Source organism: Leifsonia sp. Y878 (assembly GCF_057669685.1).
Genome location: NZ_JBYHFS010000002.1, coordinates 599,529 through 611,333, shown reverse-complemented (window position 1 = coordinate 611,333; position 11,805 = coordinate 599,529). Strand labels below are relative to the sequence as shown.

Genomic DNA, 11,805 nt, shown 5'->3' with positions numbered 1-11,805 from the left:
GCACCAGACGTGCCAACTGGCTGTGAACGGCCACCAGGCCGTGCCTGCTGGCGCTCGGGTGTGTCCGCTGTACCCGCTGGGCCCGCTCCTAGTGGGAGTCGCGTTTTGCGTAGTCGGGAGCGCCGACGAGTTCCAGCCCGACGAACGACTCATTTCCGACGACGTGGGCGTCGTGTCCTGGCGGGATCGCGTAGGAATCCCCAGCAGCGACCGTGGCCGTTGCGCCATCGTTGGTTGTCACTTCGAGGGTGCCGGAGATGCAGTATCCGACGTGGTTGACCTGACAGGAGTCGGTGTTGACGACGGGTTTGATGCACTCAGACCAGCGCCATCCTGGCTCGAATGTGAAGCGCCCGATCGTGTAGTTGCCGAGGGTGTTGAGGTCGACGGTGGTTTTGTCTGGGGCGCGACGTTCATCTGGCGAATCATGGGACTTGACTTCAAGTCGGGTTACGACGTTGTCAGCCATGAGGAACTCCTTAGAAGACAAGGGCCACGCGGGTGAGTGAGCGAGCACGTGGCCGCTCCCCTCATGCTATTCCCGAAATCGACGGTCGCAACGGGCTAGGCATGGGCGTTGGAGTGCGGCCACATGGCGGATTCGGCATGATGCACTTGGTAGTGTCAACGCGTGCCTGTCATGAACTCGTCTCAGATCCGTACCTCTCGCCTGCGTACCGGCGTCGCCCTTGCTACCGCGACCCTCGCCCTCCTCGCCCTGGCCGGGTGCTCCCCCGCATCCGATGGCGGGGCGAACACGCCGAAGCCGACATCCGCTTCGAGTGAGACGGCTGCGCCGGTCGACACCGCAGCGCCGACGGCCGCACCGGAACCGACGGGCACCGCTGTCGCGTTGACCTGCGACCAGATTTTGACAGCGGATGACGTCTACGCCTTCAACTCCAACGTCGGCACGGCGCCGGACTACGCGCCCGCGGCTGGCAGCAAGGGCGCGACCGCCGTTGAGTACGAGGGCGTGGCCTGCGGCTGGATGAACCAGACCAGCGACGCGCTGATCGAGGTGTCAGTGGCCCAGCCGAACGACACGCTGATGGCGGAGCTCAAGGCCGATGCCGTGACCGCCAGCACGGCTGTTCCGACCTACGGCGACCTCGGATTCTTCAAGTACGTCGGCGGCACCGGCACCGCGCAGCTGTTCACGGGCGCGTACTGGGTGACGATCAGCTCGGTTGACTTCATTGAGCCCGGCGACGTGCAGGTGCTCATGTCAACTGTGGTGTCGCACCTGCCGTAAGAGTCGCATCCGCTACTTCGTTTCATCCGCTCGCAAGAAATCGACCTAACCCACGAGTTTTAGGTCGATTTCTTGCGAGCGGATGTCGATGCTGCCCCATCGCCTGGCGCAAATCCGCGTGGTGCGTGCGCGCTGCGTGTCGAACCTGCGCCGAGTGGGCTGCTAATCTAGTGAACACCCTGGCCCCCATAGCTCAGGGGATAGAGCACTGCCCTCCGGAGGCAGGGGCCGCAGTTCGAATCTGCGTGGGGGCACATTTATCACGTGACACGCGAAGTTCGGACTTCTGCCACGTAGTTCGGACAACAGTCGCTTCGAGCACGCTTCCCTCACACCAATTGCGGCTGATCTTGCGACGTCTGAGATCCTTCGAGGGGAGAGCCCGAATCAGGCCGCATCAGGCCGCATAGCAATCCGAGTAAGCGCCCGGTGCCTAAAGGTTTGGAAATAGTACGGCGATCAAAAGAAGTAGAAACAGGGACAGAAGGATAGAAGATACGGCAACGACTGCCGATCGCATAAACCGGTGAGAACGTGTCTCATCGAGGAGATGCCGAGGCCTTACATGCTTCGGTGGTGGCACGGTCTCTTGAGGTGCTTCCTGCGAGGAGGGGGTGGCTTCTTCTTCCCTTTTATTCACGTAGCGATCGAGAAGAAGCACAAACACGGTTCCAAGTACAAGGAGCGAAGCGAGGGTGATGCCGTTGACTCCGTTGTGGATAAGTCGTCCAGTTCCAAATAGGAACACTACAGTTGACCCGGCCACCACGACGATGGACCCTGCGACTATGCCAGCGACCGTGAGAGGATGCATTCTCTTCGCGCTCATTTATCAAAGCATCCCTCGATTGAAGCGCCGAGTGACGCTGAATGCGGCCCTAGCACAAGGTTTGTCCGACTAGCGTAAACCGGAAGTTTAGACGACTGCAAAGGACCAGCTCTGATCGGGACCTTTCAGCACGATCAGTTCGGGGAAAAGCGGCGTAAGGTGCGTTATTTGGCCAGAGCAGGCCAGCTCCACCGCACGGCTATCGCTTGCTGCTCTGCCTGAATCTGAGCTTCCAATTCGTGGGGACTCCTGGCCACCTCCGTATCGCCGTTCCCAGAGAACACACCAAGCTGCAGCTCTGTGACAAGGATCGCCGGATGTTGGTTGCCGCTTACGACGGACCGTTTGCCCCGTTCATCAACGGGATCTTTTGAATTGCCATCTTCATTTCCATGGGGGAAACGTCGTGGTGGCGGTCGTCCCGAAGACTCAGCTGGATCCGGTTACTGCGGTCCGTCGTGTTGAGCCTGAGTTCGATCGCGGGATGACTTCTGTACCCGTCGCTGACGCGACCAACAATCGCAGATTCGATGTCAGACGCACGAAGAGTGAGAGTCGGTTCCGGTACACCCGCCTCCCAGAACTTGATAGCGGCAGCGCTGATACTGACTCCAACGGCGGGTACAGATGCATAGGACGATCCGTAAACTCGCCAGCCAAGTCGGCCCAGCTGAGTCTTGACGGGCGGATACACAAAGGTGATGAAATGGCTGGCGTTCGGATCGACATTCAGCATCAGTTCCCACGTCCGGTTCGACTTCCGGCGACGCAGCAATGCCACCACGGCGATGAATGTGAACCCAGCCAGAAGGATGGGCAGCCCAACGCCAATCCACGGCAGGAATGCGTTCGATGCGCGAGCGGATCTCCAAACGACGAGCCACCCAAGTAGCGCGCCAACGAGCAGGATAGGTGCAACCACTCGCCAGTTGAGATTTCTCATTCCGTCAGCCCTCCATATGCGTACATTCCGACCGTCCGAGTTGCATGTCGTCGTCGTCGATGCCGTTCCACCCGATGGGGTAGCTTCACCCCAATCGGTTGTCGGTTTCGTTCGCCACTCCATCTTCCATAGGTGTGACGGCGCAATGCCGGCTCGTCACCACACGTTGTTGCCATCGGCTCACAAGCCCCGCAAACGCTTCGTCATCGACTGGTTTTAGCCGCATGAAATGGCAGGCTTGCGGTGAGATTGGGACGTCGATTGCACGACCCTCGATGTGCATCGTCAGGACTATTGCCCTGTCAGTGGTGACAAAATGGGACACCGTGCCGACGTCTGCGGCAGTGATTGTCGACCATGCAAACCGCCCCACGCGTCGCGCCCCTCCGCGATACCATCTCCACAACTCAAAATTGCTGCCGGTTTCAACAAGCACGAGAAACGCGCCAGACGGCGACTCACTCGATGCAAGCGTGGTGCCAGTGAGCTCCTTCACACCGCTGATGAAGGGCGCTGAGGCATAGAAGGGCACGACCTGAAGTCCCGGATTCGCCTCAGTCATAACTCGAAAAAGTCGACGTCCCGGTCGGTAGCAGCCCCATAGGAACAACCAGCCCAAAGCGATGCCGGCTGTCAGACCTCCGGCAATTTCAAAGAACACCGGCAGCGTGACTGATCCCTGAGCACCAAATGCAAGTGGAATGAGCGTAGGGCCGGCGATTACTAGCAAGACAGCGGCCAGCAGGAAGAGAGCATTGAGTTGCTTCTTACGTGCGGGCGGAAGCCGCCTTGGTTTCATTTCTCCACCGTCCAATATCTACTTTCGTGACCTCTAAACAACACGCTGGCCACAATTAGCCCTGGCACTTTATCTATTTCCAAAGCTTGCCGGCGGCACGGATGGAGTAGTCACGAGATCCATTGAGGCGACCGTGCAGGGTGCTGTCGCTCCATCGTCCGCAGCACAACCGATACCCCAACTTACAAGGCCCTCGATAGCCTCGAACCAGCCGGGTCTTGGCCTCGACCAAGTAAGCGCTCTATCGAACTGCGTCCATGAGGGCCCCGCCTAGCCACTGCTCGACCTCATGCCGCGATCGCAGCCGCACTACGACGAGGTGGGGGTGCTGGAGTTCCAGCAGCGGCACCTGCTCGTCGTACTTCCGCCTGGTCGAGATCGCCCACCGCACGATGTGCTCACGGTCCGTGAACACCGCGTGTAAGGGGCCCTCAACGTTTCCGTTCCACAATTTCTCACGGTGAACCCTGCGACGAATAGTGCGGCGGATCACCCGGGGAAGCGTCACTCGCATGAATGGCAGATCGAGCCACACGAGCAGATCCGCGCGCTCGACAAGCAACTGGCGAGCGGAGCCGTACTGCCACTCGGTCGTCCAAGAATCCCCGGCGATGAGCGTTCGTACATCATCGAGGAATTCTGGACGAGGGACCCAATTCGGGCCATGGAATAGCGAGTCGATCTCAGTTGGCCGACCTCCTGTGATGGCGGCAATCCGCGCAGCAAGAGTGGTCTTGCCCGTGCCAGACACGCCCGCCACAAGTACGCGGCGTGGCCGAAGAGGAAGAGCGTCGTCGTGGGAAAGCATCGACTAAGTGTAAATACGGTCTTGCGAGCCGCTACTTTCCTGGATTCACAGGGTCTTGACGAGGCCGCCGTCAATCATGAAATCTGACCCGTTCACGTTGCCGGCCCGATTGCTGGCGAGCAGGAGCACCAGGTCAGCCACCTCCCCCGGTTCGGTGAAGCGCCCCGTGGTGAATCCGCCCTGCGCTTCGATAGCCCGCGCCTTGGCCGTGTCGAAATCGACACCCATCTTCTTGGCGAGTGTCGCGGCAACACCGCTCTCCCCCAGCCACAACGGAGTTGCCACCGGGCCCGGGCTGATGGTGTTGAAGCGGATGTTCTGCGGCCCGAATTCCTTGGACAGCGATTTGGAGAAGTTCCACACCGCGGCCTTCGTTGCCGAATAGTCGATGACGCCATAGTCGGGAAGGAACGAGTTCACCGACCCGATGGTCACCACGTTGCCGCCGCCCCGCTCAAGCAGGAGCGGGATGGCCGCTCGTGTCGACCTCACGGCTGCCATCAGGCCGAGGTTCAGCGTGGCAAGCCATTGCTCATCCGTGACGCTCAGGAATCCCTCGGTGCGCGGGGTCACGGCGCCGACGTTGTTCACGAGAATATCCAGGCCACCGAATTCAGCAGAGCGTGCCACGAGTTGCGCTGGCGCTTCGTCGGTCGACAAATCGACGTTCACAGACACGACGGCCCCCGTTGCGACGAGCTTGTCGAGCTCAGCCGATCCATGCCGGGAACCGGCGACAACGCGAGCGCCTTCGTCCACCAGCCCCTGGACGATGGCCAGGCCAATGCCCTGGCTTGCCCCGGTGACCACTGCAACTTTGTCTGTGAGCCTGAGATCCATGCGAAGTCCGTTCTGCGCGAAGTCGGTCCGATGAAGAGCTGCTTGAGTCTCACATAGAGTCGCGTTTCGCGGTAGTGAGCGCCGGTGAATATGGCGATGGCAGTAGTGCGCTAGCGCGATACCCCGCAGATGCTCGACCCCATTGACTGCAGGACGGTTGTCGGGGAATTAATGGGTGTCCAGCATCGCCCCGCCAGACCTCCGTACCCGAAGCGGATGGGTCGCGGGCGACCTGAATGGAGCAGCGTGATGTCGATTCAGTTCACCCGACCGGCCAGCCAGACTCCCCCCATCCGCCGCTCAGGTGCCGTCCGCCGGTGGCTCGCGTGGGTATCGATCGCCCTTGTCACCGTCGCCTCGGCCGGCATCGCAGATGGGATCATCGCCGCCCCTGCGCAGGCGGCCGGCCCCGCGGTGATCTCGCTCACCTTCGACGATGCCAACGCTGACCAGCTAACCGCGGCCGCGATCATGAAGACCAACGGCCTGCGCGGGACCTTCTACGTACCGTCCGGGTACGTCAACCAGCCCGGGTACCTGACCGTGGCCAACCTGCAGTCCCTCGCCGCAGACGGGCACGAGATCGGCGGGCACTCCGTGACACACCCCGACCTGGCGACGCTGCCGACCGAGGAGGCAACCAGGCAGGTGTGCAACGACCGGGTCAACCTGACCAACTGGGGGTTCAGGATCACCAGCTTCGCCTACCCGTTCGCGTCGCTACTGACCCCGGCGACCGAGACCATCGTGAAGAACTGCGGCTACAACAGCGCACGCAATCTCGGTGATATCCAGACCCGATTCAGCTGCAGCGGATGCCCGCTCAGCGAGGCAATCCCGCCGGCCAATCTTTTCCAGACCCAGGCCCCAGACCAGGTCGAGAAGACGTGGACTCTCGCCGACCTCCAGAGGTCGGTCACCCAAGCCGAGACCGCGGGCGGTTGGTTGCAGCTGACCTTCCACCACATCGGAGGCAGCGACCCGCTGGCCATCTCGTCGGCTCTCTTCACCCAGTTCGCCACCTGGCTCAAGGCCCGGCCGGCCACGACGAGCGTCAAGACGGTCGACCAGGTGATCGGCGGCACCGTCAAGCCCGTGGTCTCCGGCCCTGCGGTGACGCCCAAGCCGGTGGGCAGCAACCTCATCACCAACCCCGGCCTGGAGACCCTCACGAGTGGTGTGCCGCAGTGCTGGCAGAACGGCGCCTACGGCACCAACACCCCGACCTTCACGACGGTGACCCCCGGGCGCACCGGGGCGCGTGCGGCGCAACTGCGGATGGCCGGCTACTCAAGCGGCGACGCAAAGTGGCTTCCGGCCCTCGATCTGGGCGGATGCTCACCCAGCGCTACCCCAGGGCACAGCTACACCCTCGCCGCCTGGTACAAATCCACCGCCCCGACCCAGATCGAGGTGTATTACCGAACGGGACTTGGCTCGTGGACCTACTGGACGGCGAGTCCGTTCTTCGCCGGCTCGACGAGCTACCTCAAGGCCTCGTGGACGACGCCCGCCCTGCCGGCTGGAGCCAGTGCGATCAGTTTCGGGCTCAATCTCGTCAGCAACGGCACACTCACGACCGATGACTACGAGATGTTCGATGCAACGGCGGCGCCCCCGCCACCGCCGCCACCCGCAGGGACCAACCTCGTGCAGAACGCGAGCCTGGAGACAGCCGGCACAGGCACGACACCGCAGTGCTGGCAAACCTCTGGATTCGGCACGAACACGGCAGCCTTCAGCACGGTGGCGACCGCACGCACCGGCACGAAGGCGGAGCGCCTGATCGTGTCCGGCTACGCAAATGGTGACGCCAAACTGCTGCAGAGCCTGGACAGTGGGAGCTGCGCCCCGCTTGCCATCGCCGGCCACACCTACTCACTGCGCGCCTGGTACACATCGACGGCCGTAACCCAATTCGCCGTGTACTACCGTGACGCAGGCGGCACCTGGGTGTACTGGACCTCAAGCCCGTGGTTCGCCGCGGCCTCGGCTTACACGCAGGCGACGTTCACGACGCCCGCGCTACCGGCCGGTGCCACCGCGATCAGCTTCGGCCTGAACCTGTTCAACAACGGCACCCTCGTCACCGACGACTATGCGATGTACGACTCGGTCGGAGCGCCTGCGCCGTAGGCGCTTGCTACGACGCGTGACGTTAATGCGGATCGGTCAGGTCAACGACCCGCGACTTCGCGTCTGACTTGACGAGCTCGATGCCTTTGAGCGCCGCCGCCTTGGTTTGGTAGCTCTCCGAGGTGACGAGCACCTCGCCACTGTGGGCCTTGAGCGTGAAGATGTACCCACCGGATCGGTCTGCACTCAATTCGTATTTGCCGGACAAGACACACTCTCTTCGTTGAGATGGAGCTCCGCCGGCTACGGGGCCGGTGTCCACACCCTACCGCGCCGCGATCGCTAGGTCGACGAGTTCGTCAGCGTTGTGCGCAGCCGGCATCCGCTTAGGGCCTGGCTCCGGCGATCACCAGTTCCACGAGCACATCCACATCGGATGCCGTCGGCTGCTGCTGACGGCCGAGGACGCGATAGAGGGGAAAACCGATGAGAACGCCGGCCAGGCTGTTCACATCGGCATCCGCTTTGAGCTGGCCCTGGGAACGAGCGGTCTGCAATCGCACCCGCAACAGGTCCTCGTGCGGCCCGGTGAAACGCTCGTAGAGCTGGTCGGCGATCGCCTGGTCATCGGAGGACGCGGCGGTGAGGGCCAACGCCAAGCCCATGCCTTCTGGTGTGGTGACGTGCGCAACCCAGTCGTACATCCAGTCTCGAACGTCTCGTGAGACATCTCCCGTGTCTGGAATTGCGTCGAGTGACGGAACGAGGCCGCCGTCGAGGGCAGCGTCGGCGACGATCGTGCCCTTCGATCCCCACCAGCGGTAGAGCGTCTGTTTGCCGACGCCTGCTCGCGCGGCGATCGCGTCGATGGTGAGGCGCTCATAGCCCAGCTCAAGGACGAGCTCACGCGTGGCTGTGAGAACTGCGAGACGCGAGGTCTCACTTCGTTTGCGTCCGGCGGCCATTGCATCAGTTTAGGTAGTGCGGGAAGCACGGCCGCGCGTGTAGATTTTGGTTGTGAGACTAATCGTCTCGCAATCGAACACCTAGGAGGTCGGCAATGCCGAATGAAGTTCTCGTAATCATCGGTACCGGCGGCATGGGTGTCGCTGCCAGCCGTCGTTTCGGCGCAGGCAAGACGTTGCTGCTCGCCGACTTCAACGAAGCAGCTCTCGACGCTGTCGCTGTCGCACTCCGCGAAGAGGGCCAACAGGTCGTCACCCAGGTTGTCGACGTGTCTTCTCGCGAATCGGTGCGAGCCCTGGCCCTCGCAGCCGCAGAGCTCGGCCCCGTGCGCAAGGTCGTGCACACGGCCGGACTGTCGCCGGCACAGGCGCCGACCGTCGCCATCCTCAACGTTGACCTGCTCGGGGTCGCACTGGTGCTCGACGAATTCGCCGAGGTCATCGCGCCCGGCGGCGCAGGCGTCGTCATCGCCAGCATGGCCGGACACTTCATGCCCCCGATGGATCGTGAGCTCGAGGGCCAGCTGGCACTCGCACCGACGGACCAGTTGCTGAGCCTCCCGGCCACCGCGCCAGACAACTTCCCCCACCCCGGCGCCGCCTACTCCTTCGCGAAGCGCGCCAACCAGCTGCGCGTGCGCGGCGCAAGCTCCGCCTGGGGCGCAAAGGGTGCACGCATCAACTCGATCAGCCCCGGCGTCATCTCCACCAAGATGGGCCAGCAGGAACTCGCCAGCCCCTCAGGCGCCGGCATGCGCGCCATGGTCGAGGGGTCAGGCACCGGCCGTCTTGGTTCACCGGATGACATCGCAGCCGCCGCCGAATTCCTGCTGTCGGACGCCGCATCCTTCATCACCGGCACCGACCTGCTCGTAGACGGCGGCGCCGTCGCAGCAGTGCTCACCGGAAAGGTCGACCTGTCGGCTCTCGCCGGCTAGCCAGCCTGAGCAGCTACCAGTGCTGCAGCGGATGCCTGAGGGCGTCTGAGCGAGCGTCGCCAGTCCTGGCGGCGCTCGCTTCTGGTTTCGTGCCGGTCTCCGTCGCGGGCGTAGCGAATACAGGAAGCGGCATCCGAAAGTGGCGGATTCTTCCTGTACACGACGACATTCGGCCGATTCATCCGGTATTCGCGACGCCCTGGGCCAATGCGAGTCTGGCTGCTCAGCTCACGGCATCCGCTTCACCGGGCGGCGGAACGTAGGCCGGGCTCTCCGGACTCCGCTTGCGGTGGCCGAGGGCGATCAGCGGGAAGAGCAGCACCGAGAGCATTCCGGCGCCGACAAGGGCCGCGGCGGTGCTGGATGCGAGCACTTTCTGGTCCACCCCGATCTGCGTCACGGCGACGATGATGGGCAGCGCAGTGGCGCTGAAGAACAGGAGTGCGCGGCGGTCGGCCTTTGTGGCGCCGTCCGGTGCAGCGAGTAGCCCTGGAAGCCCGCGCACCACCAGGAACAGCACCACGAACAGCGGCACCGTAGCCAGGGCGAGCGGGTTGCTGAGCAGCGACTCCAGGTCGAAGGTGATGCCGGTGTTGATGAAGAAGACGGGCACCAGGAAACCGAATGCCACGCCATCAAGTTTCATCTCCACGATTTCGCGTGCGCGCGGATCCGCGCGGGCGACAAGCACACGCCACAGCACACCGGCGGCGAACGCACCGAGCAGCATGTCGAGTCCGAGCAGGAGGCTGAGCATCACCAGCGCAGCGACGATGAGGATCACAAACCGCACGGCAAACTGCCCACTCGTGTGCAGCGTGGCGGCGACCAGCCGGTGCAGCCCCTTGTGCGACCCGCGTGCGGCCAGCCAGATCGCCAGCGAGGCAACCACGGCGAACACGAGCAGGACGACGGTCGACGGACCAGGGTTTCTCCCGCTGAGGAACAGAGAGATAGCGATGAGCGGGCCGAACTCCCCCGCGGCACCGATCGCCGTCACCGCACGCCCGAACGGAGTGTTCAGCTCACCGGCGTCGCGGATGACCGGAAGGATCGTGCCGAGCGCCGTCGAGCTCAGTGCGATACCGATGAAGATTCCGGCCTCGAATGTGGGCGCCAGCAGAATGCCAATGACGATTCCCGCGGCGAGTGAGATGAGCCAGCCCAGGCCTGCACGATTGAGCGGGCGACCCTTGATTGCCGCGAAATTGATCTCATTCCCCGCCATGAAGAACAGCATGGCGAGTCCGAAGTTGGCCAGCGTTGTCATGAACTCCGTGGGATGCACCCACCCGAGCAGGCTTGGCCCGACCAGGATACCGAGCACGATTTCGAAGACGATGACGGGGACCTTCACGACCCGTCCGAGCACGGCGGCAAGCACCGGCGCAAGCACGGCAAGAAGCGGAATCACCACCAGGCTCACTGACAGGTCGCTCATTGGTCCCTCCCTCCTTGCAGCCAGTGTGCCAGAAGGAGCGGCTGGCGTCGCTAGCTACCGCGCGTCTTTCCGCCGTGCAGGTCGGGTCGTTGTTGCGGCGAACTATTCGTAGTTGCGTTGTGCGCGCCAGGTCGTAGTTTGCAGCTAGGTTGTGCGCGTCAGGGCTGCGATTTGGATATCCCGGCGCGGACTAGAACGTGTGACTCCGGCTCACCCGGCCAGGTGCCGCTGAGCCTCACCTGCCGAGTCTCTTTTCCCGGCGCCACATCGGCGTCCGCAGCCACCGCCAGGTCTGCTTCCGCGGCCCCGTGTGCGATGGGGACGGCATCCGTTTGGACACCCTCTTCGTGCGTGTGCTCGCCGAGCACACGCGGCACGACGACCGTGAGGTCACCCATTTCGATGATCGTTCGACGCTGCTCTTGGCGCGTCGACACGTTGACAATCGGCGCTGGCAACACCCGCGCGCCGTCGCGACCACTGCCGACGACAACCGCCGTAGGGTCGCGTCGCAGAAGTTCACCATCGACCTCGAAGACCACGTCGGCCTCGTGTCCGCCGGTGAAGGCCGCAGTCGCAACTGCCGCTATGTACACGGGATCACCCGTCGCGTCGTACACCCAGCGCTCACCGAGCACCGAGTGCTCCATGGTGGTGATGAGCCAGTCGTCTCCGCCCTCAAGCGGCGCTCCCCTGTAAGTGAGCGGCACCTGCAGCAGCGGCCCGGCGTCACCGAATCGGACGAGCAACGTCTCGATGCCGACTTCGCCGTCTGGATCGTCGAATCGGTATGCCGCCACACTCGTCACGGCCGCGTTGCCGTCGCCCTCGAACCACGGCTGGGTCGGGGCCCAGTCGGCGATGAGCTGCACTTTGGTAGGGCGAATATCGGCCTGGTGAATGAGTGCCAT

General features: G+C 63.1%; 12 protein-coding genes and 1 tRNA gene. 4 read left to right on the top strand and 9 right to left on the bottom strand.

Annotation, left to right across the window (positions count from 1 at the left end):
- Positions 1 to 88 precede the first annotated feature (88 nt).
- The gene (locus AC25Y4_RS09030) at positions 89 to 469 is read right to left on the bottom strand and encodes a cupin domain-containing protein (RefSeq protein ID WP_488120055.1); all 381 of its coding nucleotides are present in this window, start codon (positions 467 to 469) and stop codon (positions 89 to 91) included.
- Between the two features lie 162 nt (positions 470 to 631).
- Here AC25Y4_RS09030 and AC25Y4_RS09025 point away from each other — a divergent pair, with 162 nt between their 5' ends.
- Both AC25Y4_RS09025 and AC25Y4_RS09020 read left to right on the top strand, forming a co-directional pair.
- Positions 632 to 1,255 (top strand): iron ABC transporter ATP-binding protein, encoded by a 624-nt coding sequence (locus AC25Y4_RS09025; protein ID WP_488120054.1) that lies wholly within the window; start codon positions 632 to 634, stop codon positions 1,253 to 1,255.
- 182 nt (positions 1,256 to 1,437) lie between these two features.
- A tRNA-Arg gene (locus tag AC25Y4_RS09020) sits at positions 1,438 to 1,509 on the top strand.
- Positions 1,510 to 2,415: 906 nt separating this feature from the next.
- On the opposite strand, the gene AC25Y4_RS09015 is transcribed toward AC25Y4_RS09020, so the two are convergent.
- The 4 genes from AC25Y4_RS09015 to AC25Y4_RS09000 form a co-directional block, all read right to left on the bottom strand.
- Positions 2,416 to 3,027, bottom strand: coding sequence for a hypothetical protein (locus AC25Y4_RS09015; RefSeq protein WP_488120053.1), 612 nt, complete (start codon positions 3,025 to 3,027; stop codon positions 2,416 to 2,418).
- A gap of 85 nt (positions 3,028 to 3,112) precedes the next feature.
- Positions 3,113 to 3,826, bottom strand: a complete 714-nt coding sequence (locus AC25Y4_RS09010; RefSeq protein ID WP_488120052.1) for a hypothetical protein — start codon at positions 3,824 to 3,826, stop codon at positions 3,113 to 3,115.
- 241 nt (positions 3,827 to 4,067) lie between these two features.
- Positions 4,068 to 4,634, bottom strand: coding sequence for a P-loop NTPase family protein (locus AC25Y4_RS09005; protein WP_488120051.1), 567 nt, complete (start codon positions 4,632 to 4,634; stop codon positions 4,068 to 4,070).
- A gap of 45 nt (positions 4,635 to 4,679) precedes the next feature.
- Positions 4,680 to 5,474: an SDR family oxidoreductase gene (locus tag AC25Y4_RS09000; RefSeq protein ID WP_488120050.1), complete on the bottom strand. Its 795-nt coding sequence runs from the start codon at positions 5,472 to 5,474 to the stop codon at positions 4,680 to 4,682.
- Between the two features lie 249 nt (positions 5,475 to 5,723).
- Here AC25Y4_RS09000 and AC25Y4_RS08995 point away from each other — a divergent pair, with 249 nt between their 5' ends.
- Positions 5,724 to 7,610 (top strand): polysaccharide deacetylase family protein, encoded by a 1,887-nt coding sequence (locus tag AC25Y4_RS08995; RefSeq protein WP_488120049.1) that lies wholly within the window; start codon positions 5,724 to 5,726, stop codon positions 7,608 to 7,610.
- Between the two features lie 22 nt (positions 7,611 to 7,632).
- Here the strand turns inward: AC25Y4_RS08995 and AC25Y4_RS08990 are convergent, their stop codons facing one another.
- Both AC25Y4_RS08990 and AC25Y4_RS08985 read right to left on the bottom strand, forming a co-directional pair.
- On the bottom strand, positions 7,633 to 7,818 hold the full coding sequence (locus AC25Y4_RS08990; RefSeq protein ID WP_488120048.1) for a YegP family protein: 186 nt from the start codon (positions 7,816 to 7,818) through the stop codon (positions 7,633 to 7,635).
- A gap of 118 nt (positions 7,819 to 7,936) precedes the next feature.
- A complete protein-coding gene (locus AC25Y4_RS08985) occupies positions 7,937 to 8,515 on the bottom strand; it encodes a TetR/AcrR family transcriptional regulator (RefSeq protein WP_488120047.1) in 579 nt (192 codons plus the stop codon).
- 95 nt (positions 8,516 to 8,610) lie between these two features.
- On the opposite strand from AC25Y4_RS08985, the gene AC25Y4_RS08980 reads away from it, so the two are divergent.
- Complete coding sequence (locus AC25Y4_RS08980; RefSeq protein WP_488120046.1) at positions 8,611 to 9,453, top strand: SDR family oxidoreductase; 843 nt, start codon at positions 8,611 to 8,613, stop codon at positions 9,451 to 9,453.
- Positions 9,454 to 9,676: 223 nt separating this feature from the next.
- Here AC25Y4_RS08980 and AC25Y4_RS08975 read toward each other — a convergent pair whose 3' ends face one another.
- Positions 9,677 to 10,894 (bottom strand): cation:proton antiporter, encoded by a 1,218-nt coding sequence (locus AC25Y4_RS08975; protein WP_488120045.1) that lies wholly within the window; start codon positions 10,892 to 10,894, stop codon positions 9,677 to 9,679.
- A gap of 158 nt (positions 10,895 to 11,052) precedes the next feature.
- On the bottom strand, positions 11,053 to 11,805 hold the full coding sequence (locus AC25Y4_RS08970) for a CG0192-related protein (protein ID WP_488120044.1): 753 nt from the start codon (positions 11,803 to 11,805) through the stop codon (positions 11,053 to 11,055).

Coding starts and splice junctions, on each gene's coding strand:
- AC25Y4_RS08975 (WP_488120045.1), bottom strand. CDS start 10,894: ATGAGCGACCTGTCAGTGAGCCTGGTGGTGATTCCGCTTCTTGCCGTG.
- AC25Y4_RS09000 (WP_488120050.1), bottom strand. CDS start 5,474: ATGGATCTCAGGCTCACAGACAAAGTTGCAGTGGTCACCGGGGCAAGC.
- AC25Y4_RS09015 (WP_488120053.1), bottom strand. CDS start 3,027: ATGAGAAATCTCAACTGGCGAGTGGTTGCACCTATCCTGCTCGTTGGC.
- AC25Y4_RS09010 (WP_488120052.1), bottom strand. CDS start 3,826: ATGAAACCAAGGCGGCTTCCGCCCGCACGTAAGAAGCAACTCAATGCT.
- AC25Y4_RS08995 (WP_488120049.1), top strand. CDS start 5,724: ATGTCGATTCAGTTCACCCGACCGGCCAGCCAGACTCCCCCCATCCGC.
- AC25Y4_RS08970 (WP_488120044.1), bottom strand. CDS start 11,805: ATGGCACTCATTCACCAGGCCGATATTCGCCCTACCAAAGTGCAGCTC.
- AC25Y4_RS08980 (WP_488120046.1), top strand. CDS start 8,611: ATGCCGAATGAAGTTCTCGTAATCATCGGTACCGGCGGCATGGGTGTC.
- AC25Y4_RS08985 (WP_488120047.1), bottom strand. CDS start 8,515: ATGGCCGCCGGACGCAAACGAAGTGAGACCTCGCGTCTCGCAGTTCTC.
- AC25Y4_RS09005 (WP_488120051.1), bottom strand. CDS start 4,634: ATGCTTTCCCACGACGACGCTCTTCCTCTTCGGCCACGCCGCGTACTT.
- AC25Y4_RS09030 (WP_488120055.1), bottom strand. CDS start 469: ATGGCTGACAACGTCGTAACCCGACTTGAAGTCAAGTCCCATGATTCG.